This is a genomic window from Lysinibacillus parviboronicapiens, from assembly GCF_003049605.2.
GTDB lineage: Bacteria > Bacillota > Bacilli > Bacillales_A > Planococcaceae > Lysinibacillus > Lysinibacillus parviboronicapiens.
This window is the reverse complement of the sequence record NZ_CP073713.1, coordinates 2,621,764-2,642,720: the sequence shown is the minus strand read 5'-3', so window position 1 is coordinate 2,642,720 and position 20,957 is coordinate 2,621,764. Positions and strand designations below refer to the sequence as shown.

23 protein-coding genes and 2 pseudogenes are annotated in these 20,957 nt (G+C 34.8%); 16 read left to right on the top strand and 9 right to left on the bottom strand.

From position 1 onward, the window contains the following. Positions 1–26 precede the first annotated feature (26 nt). From C9J31_RS12625 to C9J31_RS12615, 3 genes are all read right to left on the bottom strand, one after another. Positions 27–272 carry a hypothetical protein gene (locus C9J31_RS12625; RefSeq protein ID WP_107950764.1) on the bottom strand — a complete coding sequence of 82 codons (246 nt, stop codon included), beginning with the start codon at positions 270–272 and terminating at the stop codon, positions 27–29. A 173-nt stretch (positions 273–445) separates the two neighbouring features. After that, positions 446–640: a hypothetical protein gene (locus C9J31_RS12620; RefSeq protein WP_054767691.1), complete on the bottom strand. Its 195-nt coding sequence runs from the start codon at positions 638–640 to the stop codon at positions 446–448. A gap of 217 nt (positions 641–857) precedes the next feature. Next, complete coding sequence (locus C9J31_RS12615; RefSeq protein WP_420798439.1) at positions 858–1,163, bottom strand: hydrolase; 306 nt, start codon at positions 1,161–1,163, stop codon at positions 858–860. 859 nt (positions 1,164–2,022) lie between these two features. Between C9J31_RS12615 and C9J31_RS12610 the strand changes: the two genes are divergently transcribed. Next, positions 2,023–2,220 (top strand): hypothetical protein, encoded by a 198-nt coding sequence (locus C9J31_RS12610; RefSeq protein ID WP_153062538.1) that lies wholly within the window; start codon positions 2,023–2,025, stop codon positions 2,218–2,220. Between the two features lie 308 nt (positions 2,221–2,528). Next, entirely contained in the window at positions 2,529–2,714 is a 186-nt protein-coding gene (locus C9J31_RS12605; RefSeq protein WP_107950760.1) for a hypothetical protein, read from the top strand. A 214-nt stretch (positions 2,715–2,928) separates the two neighbouring features. Here C9J31_RS12605 and C9J31_RS12600 read toward each other — a convergent pair whose 3' ends face one another. Beyond that, positions 2,929–3,975, bottom strand: a complete 1,047-nt coding sequence (locus C9J31_RS12600) for a beta-propeller fold lactonase family protein (protein WP_107950758.1) — start codon at positions 3,973–3,975, stop codon at positions 2,929–2,931. A gap of 508 nt (positions 3,976–4,483) precedes the next feature. Here C9J31_RS12600 and C9J31_RS12595 point away from each other — a divergent pair. Continuing rightward, on the top strand, positions 4,484–4,990 hold the full coding sequence (locus C9J31_RS12595) for a GNAT family N-acetyltransferase (RefSeq protein ID WP_107950756.1): 507 nt from the start codon (positions 4,484–4,486) through the stop codon (positions 4,988–4,990). Between the two features lie 228 nt (positions 4,991–5,218). On the opposite strand, the gene C9J31_RS12590 is transcribed toward C9J31_RS12595, so the two are convergent. Further along, positions 5,219–5,440 carry a DUF3923 family protein gene (locus C9J31_RS12590; RefSeq protein WP_244854801.1) on the bottom strand — a complete coding sequence of 74 codons (222 nt, stop codon included), beginning with the start codon at positions 5,438–5,440 and terminating at the stop codon, positions 5,219–5,221. Between the two features lie 715 nt (positions 5,441–6,155). Here C9J31_RS12590 and C9J31_RS12585 point away from each other — a divergent pair. Together C9J31_RS12585 and C9J31_RS23685 are read left to right on the top strand one after the other, a co-directional pair. Beyond that, a complete protein-coding gene (locus C9J31_RS12585; RefSeq protein WP_193767134.1) occupies positions 6,156–6,299 on the top strand; it encodes a hypothetical protein in 144 nt (47 codons plus the stop codon). 107 nt (positions 6,300–6,406) lie between these two features. Continuing rightward, positions 6,407–6,652 (top strand): annotated as a pseudogene (locus C9J31_RS23685) (GAP family protein); the annotation flags it as partial. Positions 6,653–6,948: 296 nt separating this feature from the next. On the opposite strand, the gene C9J31_RS12580 reads toward C9J31_RS23685, so the two are convergent. Further along, the gene (locus tag C9J31_RS12580; protein WP_107950754.1) at positions 6,949–7,251 is read right to left on the bottom strand and encodes a hypothetical protein; all 303 of its coding nucleotides are present in this window, start codon (positions 7,249–7,251) and stop codon (positions 6,949–6,951) included. 201 nt (positions 7,252–7,452) lie between these two features. Here C9J31_RS12580 and C9J31_RS12575 point away from each other — a divergent pair, with 201 nt between their 5' ends. Then, positions 7,453–7,989, top strand: coding sequence for a GNAT family N-acetyltransferase (locus C9J31_RS12575; RefSeq protein ID WP_107950752.1), 537 nt, complete (start codon positions 7,453–7,455; stop codon positions 7,987–7,989). Between the two features lie 572 nt (positions 7,990–8,561). Here C9J31_RS12575 and C9J31_RS12570 read toward each other — a convergent pair. After that, positions 8,562–8,711, bottom strand: coding sequence for a hypothetical protein (locus C9J31_RS12570; protein WP_167395983.1), 150 nt, complete (start codon positions 8,709–8,711; stop codon positions 8,562–8,564). Positions 8,712–9,211: 500 nt separating this feature from the next. Here C9J31_RS12570 and C9J31_RS12565 point away from each other — a divergent pair, with 500 nt between their 5' ends. Together C9J31_RS12565 and C9J31_RS12560 are read left to right on the top strand one after the other, a co-directional pair. Continuing rightward, positions 9,212–9,490 carry an ArsR/SmtB family transcription factor gene (locus C9J31_RS12565; protein WP_054767697.1) on the top strand — a complete coding sequence of 93 codons (279 nt, stop codon included), beginning with the start codon at positions 9,212–9,214 and terminating at the stop codon, positions 9,488–9,490. Between the two features lie 96 nt (positions 9,491–9,586). Continuing rightward, positions 9,587–9,969, top strand: a pseudogene (locus C9J31_RS12560) (VOC family protein). Positions 9,970–10,217: 248 nt separating this feature from the next. On the opposite strand, the gene C9J31_RS12555 reads toward C9J31_RS12560, so the two are convergent. Next, on the bottom strand, positions 10,218–11,090 hold the full coding sequence (locus C9J31_RS12555; protein ID WP_107950750.1) for a DMT family transporter: 873 nt from the start codon (positions 11,088–11,090) through the stop codon (positions 10,218–10,220). 631 nt (positions 11,091–11,721) lie between these two features. Between C9J31_RS12555 and C9J31_RS12550 the strand changes: the two genes are divergently transcribed. The 7 genes from C9J31_RS12550 to C9J31_RS12520 all read left to right on the top strand — a co-directional run bounded on the left by C9J31_RS12550 (position 11,722) and on the right by C9J31_RS12520 (position 19,166). Continuing rightward, positions 11,722–11,841, top strand: a complete 120-nt coding sequence (locus tag C9J31_RS12550) for a YjcZ family sporulation protein (RefSeq protein WP_107950749.1) — start codon at positions 11,722–11,724, stop codon at positions 11,839–11,841. Positions 11,842–12,438: 597 nt separating this feature from the next. Beyond that, the gene (locus C9J31_RS12545; RefSeq protein WP_107950747.1) at positions 12,439–12,858 is read left to right on the top strand and encodes a hypothetical protein; all 420 of its coding nucleotides are present in this window, start codon (positions 12,439–12,441) and stop codon (positions 12,856–12,858) included. A gap of 791 nt (positions 12,859–13,649) precedes the next feature. Then, a complete protein-coding gene (locus tag C9J31_RS12540) occupies positions 13,650–14,501 on the top strand; it encodes a CPBP family intramembrane glutamic endopeptidase (protein ID WP_107950746.1) in 852 nt (283 codons plus the stop codon). Positions 14,502–14,924: 423 nt separating this feature from the next. After that, on the top strand, positions 14,925–15,167 hold the full coding sequence (locus tag C9J31_RS12535; protein WP_107950745.1) for a hypothetical protein: 243 nt from the start codon (positions 14,925–14,927) through the stop codon (positions 15,165–15,167). 306 nt (positions 15,168–15,473) lie between these two features. Beyond that, positions 15,474–15,668, top strand: coding sequence for a spore coat protein (locus C9J31_RS12530; protein ID WP_153062537.1), 195 nt, complete (start codon positions 15,474–15,476; stop codon positions 15,666–15,668). A 431-nt stretch (positions 15,669–16,099) separates the two neighbouring features. Continuing rightward, on the top strand, positions 16,100–16,540 hold the full coding sequence (locus C9J31_RS12525; RefSeq protein WP_107950743.1) for a GNAT family N-acetyltransferase: 441 nt from the start codon (positions 16,100–16,102) through the stop codon (positions 16,538–16,540). Positions 16,541–16,910: 370 nt separating this feature from the next. Next, positions 16,911–19,166, top strand: a complete 2,256-nt coding sequence (locus tag C9J31_RS12520) for a poly(ethylene terephthalate) hydrolase family protein (RefSeq protein WP_107950742.1) — start codon at positions 16,911–16,913, stop codon at positions 19,164–19,166. 291 nt (positions 19,167–19,457) lie between these two features. Here C9J31_RS12520 and C9J31_RS12515 read toward each other — a convergent pair whose 3' ends face one another. Further along, positions 19,458–20,120: a Yip1 family protein gene (locus tag C9J31_RS12515; protein WP_107925178.1), complete on the bottom strand. Its 663-nt coding sequence runs from the start codon at positions 20,118–20,120 to the stop codon at positions 19,458–19,460. A gap of 341 nt (positions 20,121–20,461) precedes the next feature. On the opposite strand from C9J31_RS12515, the gene C9J31_RS12510 reads away from it, so the two are divergent. After that, positions 20,462–20,776 carry a hypothetical protein gene (locus tag C9J31_RS12510; RefSeq protein ID WP_107950741.1) on the top strand — a complete coding sequence of 105 codons (315 nt, stop codon included), beginning with the start codon at positions 20,462–20,464 and terminating at the stop codon, positions 20,774–20,776. Positions 20,777–20,957 lie beyond the last annotated feature (181 nt).

Genomic DNA, 20,957 nt, shown 5'->3' with positions numbered 1-20,957 from the left:
AATTTGATGCTCAAAAATCAGTATCCTTAGTCTTCATCGGGTTGGAGAAGAAGGGTAAACGTACGGTTAGATAGGTTTACTTTAAATGCTGAATCATACCTATTTTTTAGAACTTCGAATGAATCCTCCTCTGTTGTAAGGGTCAATGTTTGGTCATCATCCCAATCGTGTAAACAAAATTTATTTGGATTATCAATGCTAACGTATACAGAAAAAGTTTCGTGTGCTACTAGAGTCCAACCATTTGATAAAGCAGTTTTCTTTGTTTTCAAAATTAATCACCTCATTATTTAAGCTATGGCTAGTATGGGCGATTATCTAATTAAAGGCAATGGTGTAATTAACGGAATAACAACTGTCTGAAGATTATCCAATAAAAAATGTGCAGTAAGGGAGACATTGGATAAGGCTAAAAAAGACTACCCATAGACAGCCGTTAATAAATTTATCTAGTTTTTACATTACTTTTATTAGATGCTTTAGCAAATGGGATTAATATAATTCCGACTAAAAACAAAATGTTACCTGTCCAACTTATCCATAGATAAGATTGCTGATCTTTTAAAAAGTACAGTGAAGTAAAGATGATAATAATACCAATACCAATCATCAACTTTAAAGAAATCGGAATTTTTGACACTCTTATGTCCCCTTTCTATGTATTCTTAAAGTAGCTGTAGCCTTGAAGTAGCGATAACACTTTAACACACATAAAAAGGGTCACTCGGACGAAAGTGACCCTTAAAATTAAAACAGGAATGTCCGTAAGGTTAAATTAACATTACCCTATTTTAAAAAATGATGTGATAGCTGATTTTGTAAAGGAGCCCTTCAGTTAAAAGAAGAGTCCCTATATATTAGTCTGCTTCTATTCGAATGGCTTGAATATCTTGACAGTCTACAATGATCGTCGAGCCGGGTTCGGTAGTTGGATCATTAAAGAAGGCACAACAATCTTTTGGGTCAAAATTAATAAAAACAACGTCTTCTATAATCTGACCTCCACGTAAGAAGAGATCAACTTCAGTCTGAGTTTGCAAACGTCTTAATTGATTACAAACACAACCTTTACAACGATTAATAGTTTTTGTTTCCTGTTGACCACAGTGTTTACAATTACTTCTTGTATTCCTTGCATTGTTCATATTGTTTGTATTATGCATTTTAAGACCTCCTTCCTAAGTTCATGAGGTAATGTTAGCCTTACTCTAATAATTTATGATTTGAAAATGTAATTGGAATGGCACTTTAACTATTACGTAATAGTAAATTTTTGAATAGTGAATAGTTGAAAATAAAAATATCCAAATCGGACACATCAATCAAGAACGTAAAGGTAGATGCTGCACATGCCTATGTTTTCGCGTAGTGAAATACAGACAATCGAAAGACATTGGATTGAGCTGGAGTAATTTAGGAAGAAATTAAAATACTATGAATGGAAGTAGTTGCATCCACATAATGAGAAGCGAACGTAGTACGATACTACAGACAAGAAGCGATGATGCTTAATACCAGAATTTATACCCGATCATAAAAACTGTGGAAGGCCTGTACAACGAACTAGATGATGAAATGTGAACAATCGTAGAACATGTGTTATTGGGACAAGGATGGCCGCTACGAATGGGAGGATATTGCAAAATAGATTGTATATATTACGCCATAAAGTATTAAAGGACACGTAACATTCTTATTGATAAAACAGCGGAAAGAATTGACACCTTACTTAAGTGTCGGCTTTTTATGGTGCCTTGAGCGGTGGTATTAAAATCGATAACGAAACTTTTCACCTCCAATTCCGTAGAAATAATTGGAAACATATTAGGAGTTGTAGGGGAATAGAGAATGAGAGATTTTTTTTAGGAAATTATTAAAGAAGTTAAAAGGCAACTAACAAACGAACAACCATCAATTGAGAACATTTTAAATGGAACAATAATAGATTGGTTCATACCTATTTTCGATTTTATACTGTTCCCAGAAGTCTATCTTTTCTTAGCTTCTTCATTAATGTGGAAAATGATTTCTTCATTACTACTGGCAGGTATGATTATTATCATTGCTTTGTTTATAGAAAAAGTTATAGAGAAAAAGACTAGTAAAGAAAAGGTTGAAGAATTGGATGAAAAATTAGCATGGTTCATACTCGCTCCAATTCTATATTATGGGGTAAAGGGATTAGCCTATGGTTATCTTTTAGTCAAACCGATATTGTAGCTATAAGCTATCTCAAATCGAGATGGCTTTTTATTGTGCATTTTAACTACGAATTTCAGAGGGATGAACAATTGCCGGAAGCAAAAGGTATTACAGTATCGCATGATATGGAGACAGACAAGAGGCATTAAAGTTATAAGCAATCGCAAAACATGCAGGCATATTGGCTGACGAGGTGGATACCATTGATTCAATGAATGATGAAGAAGAACCAACACCTTCAAGAGCTTCAGAATAAAGACTATATAAGGTGGCGATGATTAAAAAAGCAAGTGATTTACCTGTGAATTAGAAGGGAGCGAGTAAATTTGAAATTAGCAATAGATCTATTACAAGAATCGAAAAAAACAAAATTATTTGATTTAGAAACCATTCATAGTGAAACGGATAAATGTAATAATCAGCTTACAAAATTGAACAAGAAGAAAGAAAAGCTTGAAAATGAAATATCCGAAATAGATAAAGCTATATCTAAACTCCAAGGAAATGAATAAGATGGTGTGGTTTTGAAATAAATTCACGACATTTCTATCAAAGAATTCTAGGTAAGCTTTAATCAACCTTTTTATAAAACGGAATGTTCATTCAAGAAGAAAAGAAGCCATTTTGATTATTCTTTTTTCAAAATGGCTTCTTTTTATTTGTTTGAATCCACGAGCCCCAAGGACTAATGGATGATGAAATCAACTCGTTTAAAAAGTTTATCTTTTACCGGCAAATTGTCCCAGTCTTTATACCGGTAGGACCATTAAATCCTGGGATTGTATCCACTACCATATTTGTTGCTATATCTATGACAGAAACAGTATTGTCAGCTTGATTTGTAACATATGCAAAAGTTCCATCTGGCAAGATGGTTACTTGGTCAGGCGATAATCCTACTGGGATCGTAGCAATCACGGTATTTGTGGCTGTATTTATGACAGAAACAGTATTATTACCTTTATTGACAATGTAAACAAGTGTTCCGTCAGGTGTAATGGCTGTTCCCACAGGCCCTGTTCCCACAGGGATTGTATCAACTACAGTATTGGTTGCAGTATTGATAACAGATACTGTGTTACTATTTTCGTTTGTCACGTAAGCAAATTGTCCGCTCGGTGTGAAAACAATCGATCTTGGGCGAACCCCCACAGGGATTGTAGCAACCACGGCATTTGTAGCTGTATTTATAACTGATACAGAATTTGAATTTTCGTTTGCAACATAAGCAAACGCACCATTTGGAGTAAAAGCTATTCCCTGAGGTTGGAGTCCTACTGTAATAGTAGCGGTTACCATATTTGTAGCTGTATCTATGACAGAAACGGTGTTAGTACCGTGATTTGATACATAAGCAAGTGTTCCGTTTGGTGAAATCGCTACACCAAGAGGATCAGGTCCTATCCCTACTGAAATGGTAGTAACTACAGCATTGTTTGCAGTATTAAAAACTGTTACATCATCCGAGAAGAGTGCTGGAACATAACCAAATGCTCCATTGGGTGTAATCGCTACTTCTAGAGGAGCAGTTCCTACTGGAATGGTAGCGACGATAGTATTTGTCGCTGTATCAATCACTGATACTCTATTATCAGGAGTAGCTAACTGGCCAGCGTCTGTAACATACACTAAATAATGACAAACTGGAGTTGGCGGTTCAGGTATAAATGGCTGGTTACAACGACAAGGACAACAAAAACCACAACAATGACAATGACAATTTGGGTTTGATTTAAACTTGAACTTTTTAAAAGATTTATGTTCTTTCCCCATACTGCACTCCCTTTCTATCATATTTTGATTATATGCAAACAGAATTATGTTTCTTGTACGTTTTACCTAATACTATTAAAAGGCATGAGTCCGATACAATATCGAATCAATGCCCAAATCGCTGCCTGAAATAAGCGTGTCTAACTTTTATGGGTCATCGATTGTCGGTATTAAATTCCTCTTTATCTTTAGGTTGTTAAATCTCTGGTGTTTTACTTCATGAAGGAGTAAAGTCTTTTTCTGTTGTTCCACTAAAGGGGGAGCATTTCCTGAAATATTTTAAGATTGTCATGAATCTGTTGAGAAGGATTAATTTATCGAAACTTTTATGATGGTGCTTAAGTTCAGTAATTCATTGGAAAAAGTTATCTAAATTTATACAATATGAAGTATTATTAACCTAACGGAGTAGTTTCGATTAACAAGAGGAAAAATTCCAATTATGCTAAAGTTGCAAAGCAGAGTGAGACTATTTCAATAAAATATAAAAGGGGTAAGCGGATTAATAATGAAAATTCGTATTTTAAATGAGGCTGATGCTCAGTTGTACCAAAAAGTACGATTGAGCGCATTAAAAATCAATCCAGAAGCATTTGGTTCAACATATGAGAGAGAAGTGAAATTCTCACTAGAAGCTGTTGCTGAGCGATTAGAACCAGCTAAGGATAGATTCGTTCTAGGTGCTTTTAATTATGATGGTTCGTTAGTTGGTATCGTTACTTTTATGCGGGAAAACAGCCTCAAAACCAGTCATAAAGGGAATGTTTTCGGGATGTATGTAGCACCAGAAGGTCGAGGGCAGGGTTTCGGAAAATCACTAATGATGGAACTAATAAGCAAGGCAAAAAATTGTGATGGTTTGGAACAAATTAACTTAACAGTTATATCTGAAAATAGCTCAGCAAAGAGGCTATATAAGTCCTTGGGATTCGAGGTCTATGGCGTAGAACGGAATGCTCTAAAATTTAACGGACAGTATTTTGACGAGGATTTGATGGTTTTAAATATTAAATGATAGAACTTCTTTAGACACAGCTTCTTCTTCACCACACGCAGCTAGCAATAGTGCTGACATGGCTGCTAGATAAAATAATTTCTTCAATCGTAAAACCTCCCTTGTTAATATCTTTTTAGGGAAACGAAAGGGAAAAGTACATAAAAAAAAGCCATTCAGCTGAATGACTTAAAAAATGACAAAGATTAGCAAAAAGCTAAATATAGTTAAGATGGCCATTTTGTTGAGTTATTGCGTTGTACTTTTTCTAACAAAATAAAGAAAAATCAGTTGAATTAGTACAACAATGATAAATATAATGCCCAAAATAACGAATGATACCATTCTGATTTCAGGGGTTTGAACTGCCCCTGCACCATCGACTTTTCTTACCCCAATAAATATTGCTCCAACAGCAAAAATTAATAGCCACACAATATTTATAAGCCACCATATTCCCATTTTCAACATATCCATCTTCTTTCTGTTCATAATTGTATGTGGTTCATCACTATAACTTGGGGTTGATTTCTGTTCCAGCTGGGCGCTTTCCAGGGGTGTCCAAGTGCCATTTTGGGAAACAGGATGTGAGTCACGAAGGTGGCACGCAGCAGGAACGAAGAGAAACTAGTATTTTAAAATAATTAAGCGCTAAAATCAAATATCAACCCAGACTGTTGATGATAACCTTAATAACCCAATTGATGGTTATATTTCCTTTAGTGTTTTTATTGTAGTGCTTTTTCTTTTTATTGGCAACAAACTTTAGGCGGTGCTACCTTTCAGCCTTAAGACTGATTGACTTATATTTTAAAAAATAAATGACTAATTAATTGAACAAAAAACAGACAACCGATATTAGTTATTTGTTTTAAAATAAGGCAGTAGAGCGTTCTAGCGAGAATCCTAGTAAAATTTATTTTATATAGAAGAAACAGCAAATAGTGAACGTCCTGTGCCTTTCTACAATTGGTTGAAAGAACTTGATAGCCTTCCTCAATTAATAAGTAGTAGACCTAGTTTGATAAATTGGCTGGAATGGTAGATGGGTGAAATTATGTTATGGAAAATACAATACTTTTGATAAGTTTTTTACATTCATAATTTATATTAATAAAATATTAATATTAGTATATAAATCAAAGAAATTATGTTTTCAAAAATAAAGCTGAATAGGAGGAGAATAATGAAAAAATTTTTTATTGTGCTACTAGCAGCATTTGTATTAGCAGTAATAAACCCCACAAAATCAGAAGCGACAGTGGTGTATGACGGGGCAGAAGTTGTAAAAGGGCAAACAGGAAAAATGACCTTTAATAAAGATATCTAGGTATACAAGAGAAATCCAGATGGAACGTTTGATTCGTTAGTGGTCAAGCGAAATCACTTCTTTAGAACGTATGATATTGAAAAATATGACGGTAAAACATTCTACCGATTGGACTCCTGACAACTTCCGATGTGAACTGGATGGAGTGGGTGACAGTTCTGCTTGCTTATAACTTCATTATGGTGCTGCCACCACTAATCCTTTACGTACTCTATCTACTGTTCCGAAGTTGGATGCAGAAGCCGCTTGAAAAGCTTCGTGTTAAAATTGCAAACAGTACCGGATTTGCTTTTTCGTGGGTGATGTGCATCGTTGGCCTACTATTAATCTTCAATAGCCTTGATTATTTATAATTGTCACTAATTTTAAAAAATCAGCAATCAAAATAGACAATCATCTCTAACATACATGACGGTTATTGTTGATGTAAAAACAGATTGTGTAAAAGTTCAAGGAAGCATTGATGAATTAGGAGATTTAAATATAGATCGAGAATCTTCTATTGATATGTTTAAGACCAAGCAAAGTTCTTTATCGATCACAATATCGCAAATACGGAATTGTATTTTGATGAAATAATAAAAAATCAATCTTAAACTAACAAGACGCAATATGATTGCTTTGTTGAAAGAAATTGATTCTCCTTATTTTAAGATCGTGGTTTCGTTTTATTCAATTGTTTTTGTCTATAGGCATTGAGAGAAGTTTTCAAAGATGCAAAACTCCCAATAGCTGAGTATCCATAAAACCAACCCATAAAGATTCCAGCGAGTAAATCATGTCTATGACTAATAAAAATTGACATAATAAAACCAATAATTAATGCTATCATAGGCACAAAAATAGGTTTAATATGAAAGAACTTCTTTAGGAGTTGTGTTATGAGCATAATAACAGGGATAGCAATTACTGCATCCCAAAAATTTGTATGGATCGTTGGAAAGTGTTCCATAATTACACCTCAAATTTGACATTATTAATATTAATTGTTTGCTTTATTCACTTTTTTATACGACTCAAATTAGAAAAAGAAAGTGGACCTTGTTGAGATGTCTAAGGGCACTAAGTTAGCAGGACAGTTAAATTTGAAAGATTTACAAAGCTGAGTACAGAATATAAAATTGTTATAATCTATTTGGAAGTAGGGGAAAAAATGTTTCCTATTTTAAATACTGAGCGTTTAGTGTTAAGAGAACTCACAGTTAAAGACGCCCAAGCTATTTTAGATTGCTTTTCTAATCCTGATGTATTACGTCATTATGGGCAGAAACCTTTGACAAGTTTCGCCCAAGTTAAGCAAATAATTGATAATTTTTCACAGAACTATGATGAAAAACGTGGTATTAAATGGGGAATAGAATTAAAAGGACAAGAAGGCATAATTGGTACTATTGGTTTTCAAGAGTGGTCAACTGAGCATAAAAGAGCTGACATTAGCTATGCACTTTTTCCAGAGAGTTGGGGAAAAGGGTATGCATTAGAAGCCGTTAATAGAGTCATCTCATTTGGCTTTCAAGAGATGGAATTAGTGCGGATAGGCGCAATTGTTTTTACTGAAAATGATGCTTCAAATAAGCTATTAATAAAAGCGGGCTTTGAAAAAGAAGGAATATTAAAAAATTATATGCACCAAAATAATGTTCCAAATGACACTTATATTTATTCACTAATAAAGATAAAGTCATCATAAAAGACATAGGCCAAGATAGCATAATTGCCGTCTTGGTCATATCTTTATTTACTCAATTGTTCAATTCGTATTAGCTTACTATTTTTCTTACTTTCTTTTTCTTCTCATGTAAAGCATAAAAGCAATTGGAATAATAATGAATTTAATGAAGAAACCTGTACAACCAAAATCTCCTTTCTTTTGTTTCTTGTTCATATATACAGCCCCATTCTCTTATATTATTTATAATTTATTATTAATCTATTCTTCAAATTTGAAGATTTATATCAGATACACCTAAATTAACAATTATTAATTAGAAGTCTAAACAGGGGAAGCCAACTGATTGATACGATACTTGTTTGAAAGTTGTCGAGAAACGATGCAGTCATCTATCGCTATCACAGGGCAGAACACAATGGTTCTTGTGCAATGTAAACTGAAATAGAAAAATATATATAACAGGCTGTTATGGTTCAATTTGGGGTTGTTTATTACCATAATGACGTAGTAAAAAAACGTTGACCGCAATGCTAATTGGCCAAGCCAATTGTGTCAGTAAGATTGGAATAGGTGGAAGATATGCAGAAAACTTAATGATATAACAACTCGAAAAATTTGGCGATTAACCAGAGAGGAATTCCTACAATTAGTACGCCTGCAAAGAAATAACAAAGCAATTTAATTATTATTTTAAATACATCATAAATGGCACCAGCTAAATCATCTATAAATCTCAACATTTATTATCCCTCCTATCAAATTGTAAAGAATATGGTTTACTCGTATTTTTTCATGCTTGGATATGTCTTTTGTAAGTATTACTCTGAATGAAGAATAATAAGCAATAACACTATTTACCTAATTTTAAAAATAAGTATACTACAACTGTTTGCCAAGTATGTATTTTTTCTCCCCCTTTTCAAAGTATATCTATTTAGTTCTTTATTTCCAAGTATTTGCAATAGGAATTATCAACAGTGTAACTAAACAGAGCCTTTGAATAACATGAGTTCATTGAATATGATGTGATCTAGGAAGAAAGGTAATCGCTATTTTTGTTGCGGAATTATTGTCCTAACAAAGCAGTTTAGTCGTATAATAATAATGTTAAGATTTTAAGTTCCTATCATGATTTATACTACTTTTATGTGATTGTAAGGATCGAAGTAGTTTCTTCATCATGCAACCTAATAGTTGCTTATACTTGACGAGCAACTATTAGGTTGCATATAATCAACATATGAATTGGGATAAAGACGCTATATTTAAAGCACTTGGCGACTCGACTAGGCGGCTTATATTAGATGAACTTTCCGAACGCAACGAGCTGACGCTATATGAACTTACGGCACGTCTCGTTATGAAACACAACCTGTCGATTTCGCGACAGGCAATCGCTAAGCATCTTAATACATTGGAAGATGCAGGGCTCGTAATATCAAAACGAAAGGGAAAATATCGAGTACTTCTGTTTAACAATGAACCACTTAAAAATTTGCTGAAAGGATGGGTAGATTAACTTAAGAACGAACTCATGGTGAATGTATGAGTTTTTCTCTTTGTAGCCAGGTTAGTAAAGAACCCTACATCGCAATATCAAGGAGGACAAAACATGATGAAAATTATTATTACTAGTATATTCGTTCAAGATCAAGACAAAGCATTAGAATTTTATACAAAAACGTTGGGCTTTGTAAAAAGCATGACGTACCCAGTGGAGCATATAGATGGATAACACTTGTTTCTCCTGATGAACAAGACGGTACCGAGCTGTTACTGGAACCAAATGACCACCCTGCTGCCAAAGAGTATCAACAGAAACTAATTGCTGATGGCATTCCAGTAACAATGTTTGGGGTTGCAGATATTCGCAAAGAGTACAAACGCTTAGTAGAAAAAGGCGTAAAGTTTACTATGGAGCCTACAAAAATGGGCGAAGTCACAATAGCTGTCTTCGACGATACATGCGGAAATCTGATTCAGATGATAGAGCAGTAGTCACGTTATGACGGCAGAACCTAGTTTTAACGACACTATTGGGTAGTTTAATACCGATCAATTTGGATTCAAAAATTAAACAACTTTATATTAACCCTGTCCTAATGGTAGGTCAGGGTTTTACATTTTTGAAGAATAGATTTGTGGTTTTTCTGTGGCGTAGCAGTGCAATTTCCATGTACTTACCCCATCAAAACCTAAAAAAGTGCGTCTCTATAAAAAAGAAACGCACTTACAAGATAATTTATTTACTCGTCTTTAATAACTATAAAAACACCACTAAAAATTAAAATGGTACCTAACCAAAAAGAAATCCCTATGGTCTCTCCCAACAATAGCCAGCCCAAAAAGGTCCCAACAATTGGTTGGAAGAAAAAGAACAATCCACCACTGGAAGCATTCATTAATTGTAGGCCTTTGTTCCATAATAGAAAACCACAAGCTGTTGAAATAACTCCTAAATAAAGTAATCCTCCAGAAATTGTCGGCTGCAAAATGCTGGACAAATCTAAATCATTTAACTTAGTTAGAACAAAGGGCGTCAACAATATTACAGCAATCATGGCTGAATAAGTAGTAAAAACAATTTGCGAATAATGACTAGGGACTTTTTTGACAAATACAGACATCAATGCCCATGTTAATGCTGCAATTAATAAGGAGAAACCACCTAGTTGTTGTGTTCCATCAATTTGTCCATTCCCAACAATAATGATAACGCCGGCTGTAGCTAACAGGATAGACATACATTTTTTTAACGTTATTTTTTCTTTTAAAATAAAGCGTGCAAATACTACCATAAAAGCAGGGGTTGTTGCTGTAATAATGGCACCCATTTGAGCAGTTGATAGCATCGTGCCAATTTCTTGTGTGACAATCGATATTGTGTTTCCAATGAGGCCTACAAGAAAAATAAGCAACCAGTCTTTTTTAGCTATTCTCCATGATTGCTTCATACATAGACCAATAATGGCAAGTACAATGACTGCAATTACATAACGAATCCATACGAGTTCCAATGGTGGCACAACATCAACAACTACTTTTACAACAACATACATTGCGCCCCAAATACTTGCAGCAAGTGATAAAAATAAGGCGCCTATTACTTTGTTTCTCATGTTTTCTCCTCCGTTTTTCATAGATATCTATGGCCTTAACGGAGAAAAACTCTTCTACCGTTAAGGGAGAAGAATTGCTGGTACGTCTTGTTCAAATAATGGAGAAAACATCATGAAAATCACTCCATTCTACTGTTATTTTATTTAGTATAAATGATATTTAATAGTTTGAATAGGGATAGCTCTGAAGGTTGATTGTTGAACTATATGAGGTAATTAAGCTCTACAAGAAAAAAGAAGTGTGGGCCTAGTAATTTTTTTATCTAAAGTTACTGCTTTCTTTTCAAAAAGTATTTATTTATTTATTAAAAATTCAAAAAGGAACGGCAATTTGATTTTAAAACGTAATGGGTTTAGCCTACTTTAAATCCTAAATGTCAGTTGTAGTCAAATGAGGCATGCAGAACCTATACGTTTTTTTAGCTTTATCAAAATCATATACTGTAACTTTTTCATTTTAATGTCAAACACCTAGTAGTAACGAATGTCAAACGCATAGTGTAGTAGCATATCCTATTCTTGGAAAAGCATTATTCACCTCCAATAGAAAAACACCCCCTGGTTATAATGGTCACTTCCAATTTGGGAATGACTCTTTTTATTTCTTTCACTGGAAAGGAGGGGAATTTTTATGGGAAATCAAGGCTATAGTTATGGCTGTAACAGCGGCTATGGTAATGATTCAACATTCGTTTTAATCGTTGTCCTCTTCATTCTTCTAATTATCGTTGGCGCAAGTTTCATGTATTAATGTAAATTTCTTTATCAAAGTTCATAGTCATTTTATGTGTGCTAGTCACTTTTACAACTAACGTGGCTAGCACATTATGTTGCTTCATACCTGATTACTGTCAAATAGGAGAGTATCTAACCTTGTACATGTCAAAAATAATTCGTGTTCATAAGTAATGCTGAAATTAAATCGCAAATAAGGTGCATATTTACGAAGAGAATTTTCAACAAACCAAGAAACGCTATAGCAGGTAAATAAATTGAAATCCAATCCAAGTATTGCATAAAAATAGCAATAGAAAAGAGTGATTGCTCAATTTTTTTATGTACAGAGCGTTGCTAGTTTGTAAAAGGAGCGACCAACAGATTGCCTGTAAAAGTGGTATTTTATTCACATAAACACAAGAGCACATACTAGGGGAAGTTTATAAAATTCGGTAGAAAATAATTTTAAATAGGTAAAAAATAGAGCAATCAAAAATGTTTTCCTTAAAAAGTCGGTGTCATTGTCCAGCACTTGTCCATTTGCATTATGCAAAAGACTCATAAAGGATAATTATTTCTCATATGCTCACTCGATATAGTATTATTAACTAGCATGAAGGAGAGTGAGACTATGAAATTTATTAAATTTCTACTTATATTGTTCGTTTTCATCGGTGTTATTGGTTATGGTGTGTATCATTATGGTACAAAGTTTGCATCTGATAAATTAGTGGAGACGATTTCGACAGAATTAGAGAACAACGGACAAATGGAAGAAATCAAGAACACGATTGAACGTGATCCACAATTAAAATCCTTTCTGGAAGAAGCGAAAACAGTAGATAGTAGTACATTGCCGTTTACGACAAAAGAAGAAGCCACAAAGGTAATTATTCAGAAAGTGGGAATCTCAGAGCTTAATGATATTCGAGTACAATTAGAAAATGGCTCCATAACAAAAGAGGAGGCTCTTCAAAAATTCCAAGGGAAATTGACAGAAGAGGAAATTGCAGCGTTAAAAGTCATTGTTTATAAAGAGTTATATCAATAAAACGTTGTGTGCGCCGTACAAAAAGAATATAGAACAATATTGCCAAGGACATGCTATAGCAGCATGTCCTATTTTTATTTTCTAAAGGTAAAATACATCGTAAATCCTTAATGTCAAAAAGCTTGCTGCAAAAAAAGTTCATAAATCCAGGACGAATCCTGTGCCATAAGTGGAACAGAAGACGATGTAAAGGACAGTATACATTGTTAAATATAAATTATATAGAGAAAATAAAGGGATTTATTTATGGTAATAACAATAATTTAACTTGCAAAATATATACAAATTGTATATATTGTATATGTTATTTATATACAATGTTCAGAGGGAGGTATTTACATGCAAAGTATCATTTCAAACAGTTCCAAACGCCGATTTATGAGCAAATTAAATCAATCGAATTGAGATTACGAGAGGATGCGACCGACCATAAGTCAAAAAATTATTATAAAAAATTTAAACAAACGGTTGTCGAGCTTTATTGCCTTCGAAGGTACTTTTTTGGGAACCGAACATGAACGATACTACAACATAGCAGGCCGTATTTAAGATTTCGTGCTTTTTACACCCTACTTATAATTTTGCATTTTTAAAATGCTTACACCGATTTTTATTATTTATATCTTCGCACAAGCAGTAAAAGACATCTTTTTAGCACTTTTTCTATAAATCAAATAACAAGAATGATAAACCTAGGGCACTGCCTAGTTTTCAACGAATAAAAGGTTTATAGCAAGGCTTAAAGCAAAGTAAATAAATCAATTCAAATACTCATGGGAGGAAATTAAAATATGAAATGGATACTTTTTGTACTCGCCGGATGGCTCACATTAGCAGGGGGTCTGTTCTTAGGTTCACTTTCTGGTGATGTTGCTGCACAATTGTTCGGCTTATCAAGAAATGCTCAATTATTGGTTCAGGGTCTTGTGATGAGTGGGCTAGTTGTTCCTATTATTTTATATTTGTATCAGCGTGTCTATCGAATGACGGGTATTAAACCTAAAACGCCAGTATATTCCTGGAAAAGGCTTTATCACTTTATTACTGGGGTTCTCTTGGCAATTGCACTGGCTTCATTGGGTTTCATTATCGCCAGTTTGCAAGGGTGGATAGTCATTGAAAAATGGCATACCCCCGATCAGTGGTTTGCTGCGCTACTCATAAATATAATAATTGCTTTTTTCTATGAAGCTTTGCCAGAGGAATTAGCATTGCGAGGATTGCTATATGATGTGTTACGTCATCGATTTATCGCTTGGCTCGCAGTATTACTTCAAACCATGCTATTTTTATCTGTCCCTATAGCAGTTTCCCAGATTCAAGCACTCGTTGGACTTGCTCATGGCAACGTTATTACCATGCCTTATATCATACTCATTCTATGCTTTGGCATATGTTTGCAGTTGCTCCGTCTATTGACTGGGAGTCTCTGGACGTCGATTGGTTTTCACCTTGCATACTTAGAAATTGCCAGGTTTGCCATCTGGTCATATGGAAATGGCGCTCCAAGAATTATAACCTACCACGATACAGTGCTCGGATTAGGCGGAGTATTTATCTCTATCGGTATGATTGTTATTGGGGGCATTTTTGTATCACTTGTTACACTCGGTGCGAAGCGTTTCATAGTGAAAAGTGTATAATCAGAACCAATCCACTTTCCTACATGTATTGAATCATTGTTCAACAATGGACTCGATTGTTACTTAAAAACATAAAAAGAGTCGATTCCTTACCGGGAATCAACTTTTTTATGTAAAGGTCAGCTTAGCTTATGTCTTTCACGTTACCACCTAAAGTTCTTGAAGTGCTGAACAAGCTATGTCAAAAAGTCCTGGCAAAATTAAGAAAGGTGCGTGAGAGTTGCAGGTGACAATTCTAATGGGGCCATTAAAGTGCTTTATACCATAATGGTTGATCCAAACTAAAATAGTCATGATCCGCTAAAATAAGATGATTCTTTCCAATGCATCATCAAAAGATTGTTCATCATATCTTTTCGTCCACACAATCGTAGAGACAATATTCATCAAAATTACATAGCCATCAGCAAGGAGCGTGGAAGAATGGGGTTATTATTTATTGTTATGATGGCATTAATGGTTTTAGTAGTAGTGATTATTGACTTGAATAAGAAATTGCATCAGCATGATAATTCATCTGGTCGTCGTATGAACCAATCGACGACGACTACAACAGATTTTATGTCGACAGGTGTAATTGTTTCATTACAAGATACAGATATGCAATCTTGCTCGGACACTTCAACAAATCACAGTGATACATCTTGTGCTTCATCGTTCGATTAAGCTTATACAGTCGTTTCCATTTGGAAATGACTTTTGAGTTGTTGGTAATGTATCTTGTTTATGAGCATTATGGAGCAATGGCATTTGAATAGACAATCCATACAAACGAGCTCAAAGAATTTGTACAAATGTTACTAGATGAAATGATTCATGATTCGTTCTGGAAATGGATTGCAATTAGTTTCTTAAAAATGAGGATGCCCAATGTCATCAACTGAAGATTATCAAAGTTAAGTTTAGGCAAATGCGTATGCTGCCAATCTTTACATGGCATAACCTATATGGAAATCAAAAGGGGGAAAAATTATGCAATATAATTATGGTCAATATGACCGATACGATGATGACTATGAATATGATTATGACAGTTATGGAAGACGTCGTAGAAGGAGACGACCGCGTTATCAATACCCGTATTACCCATTCTACCCATTCTATCCATTTTTCCCATTCTACCCACCATTCTATCGCCGACCATATAATCGACCATACGGCTACTAATCTAAATAAGGTACCTACTCAAAAAAAACTGGATTAATTTTTCGGTTTTTTTTCATAAACTCTGTCACAGTCAAAAGTCTCAGATCATAATATAAAGCAGCGATGAGCTGGGTGGTTTTAAATACTTGAAAAATCAGTGTGTTTTCATTGTTTCATTGGCAAGTTAATTCACTTGATAGTTAATATTAAAACTTAAATTGATATTTTTGTGAATTATAGAGGGATTCGTCTGTGTATGTCGAACTAAACGAGAGTACAAATTGAGAGCAAACCATGTGCTCTTTATAATTGTACAGTTTAACGTTGACAATTCATTTTACGAGGAGTGATGTGATATGTATATAACAACATGTTTTGTCAGTAGGTGCTTACTAATTTAGTAGAGAGTTCGTGACATTAGATTTCTCTACTACTAGAGGAGAATCTGAAATTTGATTAGTTTAAGATCGATTGATCAAAATAATTGGGAAGCTTGTATTAAACTGAAGCCTAAGCAAGAGCAGCTAGGGTTTGTTGCCTCAAATGTGTATTCAATTGCTGAAAGTAAAATTTTCCCCCACTTGATGATAAAGGCAATCTATTGTGGAGAAAAGCTTATCGGTTTTGCGATGTACGGGGTAGATATGGATGACGGAAACTATTGGATATACAGGTTGATGATTGATGAGCGATTTCAAGCACGTGGACATGGCAAGGATGCAATGAAGTTAATTATTCAAGATATCGAAAGCAGAGATGATCGCACTGATGTCATATGGCTTGGGTATCAGCAGGACAACGAGCAAGGAAGAAAATTATATGCAAGTTTGGGCTTTGAAGAAGCAGGAATGGCCCCCTGGGGAGAAATGTTAGCAAAGTATAGTTTTCGTTAACGTAACTTAATTTCGTGGGGATGTCCTAAAAGTCTGAAAATGGCTTTTAGGACATCCCATTTTTTATATAAGTTTTTGCGTTTCCACTTCAGTAATTTAAATTATTGTCAGGGGCGAAGCTAATCGACGCCAATTTTTTAATTATCTAAACAAGATAACCTTCAGTATCTTTTTATGGCTAAACAAGTTATTCGAAAAGTATCGGGACCCACACTGATCTGTCAAATGGTGGGAACTTAAGGTTTGAGTTCTACCTGCCAATTTATTCGTATGATAATTGCAAGAGTGATGAAAGCGGTAAAAAAGTGTCATCCTGCAACCTACAATAGAATATTTATAATATAGATTGTAGGTAGGGGGATCAAAGAATTTGAGGGCATTCAAGAAAAACATCGCTTCATTTGTTCGAAAACTTTATGGGAAACGAAATTGTATAGAGCCATTGTCACCAGGTTGGAAAGGTGCAGCGAGCGCATTAAGTACCGTAGCCTTTCTATTGATTTTGATTCAAGGGAGGTATTTATTAGAGCAGCGTAGTTTTTTTGAATACGCCATGGCCCTAGTCATATTTATTTTATCGGTTACACTCATAAGTGGATTTCTTACGCTGCTCTGGCATGGGTTGAAGAAAATTCCTAGTCGTTATATCTGGGTACTGCTCAGTTCGCTTGTATTTCTCTTGTTTTGCTTTATTGCCCCTTTGGACGTTGCGATCCCATTTATACTACTAATAGCGGTGGTCGTTTCTTTGTGGGGAGCTCTACTTTCTAAATGGATAAAGGGCAGCTATAAATATGCATCAAAATCTAGAAAAATTAACGTTTTCATATTTCTATTAATAATGACACTTGGCATCGGGGCAGGGAGTTATTGGCTGATTCAACCCGGGGAAGCCAACACCCCGACGGTTGTATTAAAACACCTTAAAACTTCACCACGTTATGATAATGCTTGGCTTACTAATCCAGGAGAATCGGGCAGCTATCCAGTAAAAAAGCTCACTTACGGCAGCCCAGATACTTATCGACAAGAGTTTAACACACAAAATTCTTTGACAACAAAAACAGTGGACGCGACAGATTTTGTCGAAAAGTGGTCTTCTGTTCGCACAAGAACACTCGGATTTGGGCCTGAGGCGATGCCGTTAAACGGTCAAGTGTGGTACCCAGAAGGGAAAGGAGACTTTCCGCTAGTATTGATAGTTCATGGAAATCATTTAATGACTGATTACTCGGATTCAGGTTACGATTATTTAGGGAACCTTCTTGCGAGTAGAGGCTATATCGTTGTATCTGTAGATGAAAACTTCCTTAACGTTTCGCCCTATAATGATTTATTTTTAGTCAGTTCGCTAGAGAATGAAAATCGAGCGAGAGGTTTACTGCTGCTGGAACATCTACAGACATGGAAAGAATGGAACGGTCATACAAACAATCCATTCTATCAAAAAGTGGATATGCGACAAATTGCGCTGATTGGGCATTCCAGAGGTGGAGAAGCTATTGCGATTGCAGCCGCTTATAACGAAATGGCACATCCCCCTGATAATGGAAACATTCAGTTTGACTATAACTTTTCTATCCGCTCACTCATTTCTATTGCTGGAACAGATGGACAATATTTGCCATCAGGGAAACCGCTTCCGTTAAAAAACATTAATTATTTGGCACTACATGGAGCACATGATATGGATGTGAGCACCTTCGATAGTGCTAATCAGCAATCTCGGTTATCTTACACAGATAAGGAAGATTATATGAATGCGTCCGTCTATATCTATGGAGCGAATCATGGTCAATTTAATGAAAGTTGGGGACGTGGAGATGGAGCTGGCACAGCAAATCAACTCTTTAATCTCAAACAAATTATGCCTCGTGATCAGCAAGAAACTATCGCTAAAGTATTAATCTCTGCTTTTTTGGATAGTACCTTGAAAGATAAAAAACCATACAAAGTGATATTTAAAGATTTAGGATATGCTAAAGATTGGCTTCCTGACACCATGTATATCAATAATTATAATGATTCGCAAACAACTTTTATCGCTACATTTAATGAAGATATTAATGTTAACACGACCACTGTCCCAGGCGGCAAACTGGTCGGTAAAAATTTGGAGGAATGGAAGGAAGAAAAAGTAAAATTAAAATATGACGAGGCAGATTTTAATGCTGTTCGATTAGGGTGGCATGCAAAAGACCCCTCTTCCCCAGCATTTTACACATTGACGCTTCCTGATAAAGGACTGGAGCTAGGGCAGAACACTGCTATCGTATTTTCACTTGCAGATGATAGAAAGGAAGAAAAGGAACTCAGTCAAGAAGAGCTGATCGATTTTACCGTATCTGTAGAAGACCGCAATGGCAACCAGGCCAGCTTGCCACTTCGATATATTGCCAAATTGACACCTGCCATTAGAGGGAAAGTACTGAAAAAACCGTTTTCCAATGCAGGCAATACAACAGAACCAGTGTTTCAACATTATGGATTTTCATTAAATGATTTTAAAGACGTGAATCCACAGTTTGATCCATTGAAACTAGATAAAATCCATTTCCAATTTAATTTAACCAAACAGGGAATGATACTCATGAACAATATTGGTATTAGAAATGAGAATAGTTGATGGTTGCGATGTACGATGTATAAGTGCATTTTTAAAAGCAAGTTATCAAAGGAAAAGCATATAAACATTCTTGGGGGCAACTGTGACTTTAATTTTTGTTGTACATGATACTTTGCCATCTAAAAACTGCACCTCCAATTGTTGGATGTGTCCAATAGTATTTAGAGTAATTTTTATGCTGCAAAAAACCGATTGGCATGTTGTTTTTAAGGCAAGCAAAGTGCAGGGGTTGTAGAACGAAAAAATTAAAAATCTCCCATTCTATATTTTGTAGAATGGGAGATTTTAACGTTAAGGTGTATCAAAGAACAAACCAATACCTATTAGACCAAAAATAATAATAACGAAAAGCACTAAGAATAAGATAAACATAATAACACTCGGAATAAATACTGTGAAGAATGCTTTCCAATTTGAAATTTGATGTGCCTCAGCTACTACAGCTATTGTAATAACAAACGACCAAATACCTGTTACAATTGTTATTAAAATCGTTACCCAGAAAATAATTGGCATTGTACCTGTAAATTCAGAAATCAACAATGATTCGGGTGACGTGAATAACCAGATTAAATAAAATGGTAATAGTGCAATCGAAGGAATTAATGTCAAGCTTAAAGATTTAAACATTCCTTGATATGTCGCAGTTCCTTGGAATAACTTACCGAAAAGTAATAAGACTCCTGCATATATAGCTGTAATAATAATGCCTAATAAAGGTGACACCACGATACCGAGCAATGCGATGAGCCAGATGGCCATTCCTGGATAGATATCACTATCTATTAAGCCAGAAAACATTGCCCCGATATAACCTAGTGACACTAATAAAAAAGCAAAGCCTAGGGATTTGTATTCCATCATAAAAGCAGCTGTTTGCTTAGGATGTAACCAAACAGATACGAATGGATTTAACCTAGGCGTCTGCTGTTCATGTTCATGATAATTGTTCATTTAAACTCCTCCAAAAAATAATAAGTATTTCTTATAGTGAATATACGGTTACACACAAAAAAAGTTTCATAGAAATGAAACTTTTTATGGATTTTATTGGTAGGGCCGTTCTAAACAACATGTTTTTGAGTGGCTCTGATATTTCTTTAGCAATTAAAGATTAATTTAACTAGTAACTACGGATGATTCTATAAAAATTAGATAAAGTAGAAGAAAGTTGATTCATGCATGATGGATGGTTAATTTTATAAAATTTGGAGTTTAATTTTAATTCAACCGTATGAAGAGAAAAAGCAAAATAAGTAAGGGGAGTTTTATATGCGTAAGAAAAATTTATTCGAATGATTTTGGCATTTATAGTAGAAGTTATTATTACGTATGTTGTTGCCTCATTCTTCTCCGTAAGATTTATCGAAGTAATGTTTTTCACTGGTTTAGCTTTTGCAGGGGGAATATTTTACTTTTTAAGCAGTGGTGGCGCAATGACTAGGTTCTATAATTCTCAAGCTAGTGCGCAAACAGGCATTATTCAGAAAAGAGAAAGCTTTATCTTTAAATCAGGACCGATATTTACTGCTTCAGTTATATTCTTTTTAATTGGATTAACATTCTTTATTTTACTTGTTACTGGAATAATCCCACCCAACCAAAATTGAATTTTAAATAACGCACAACCCCAAAAGTAAACATAGTTATGAAGTCAGGACTTGGCTAAATAAGTAAAAAACATCGGCAAGTCCTTTTTGCCTCAATGAAATACTATTGGAAAGACGAGACTATATCAAAATGGTAGTGATTGCTCAAAAAGCGATTCACTTACACATTTTTGCATAGTTA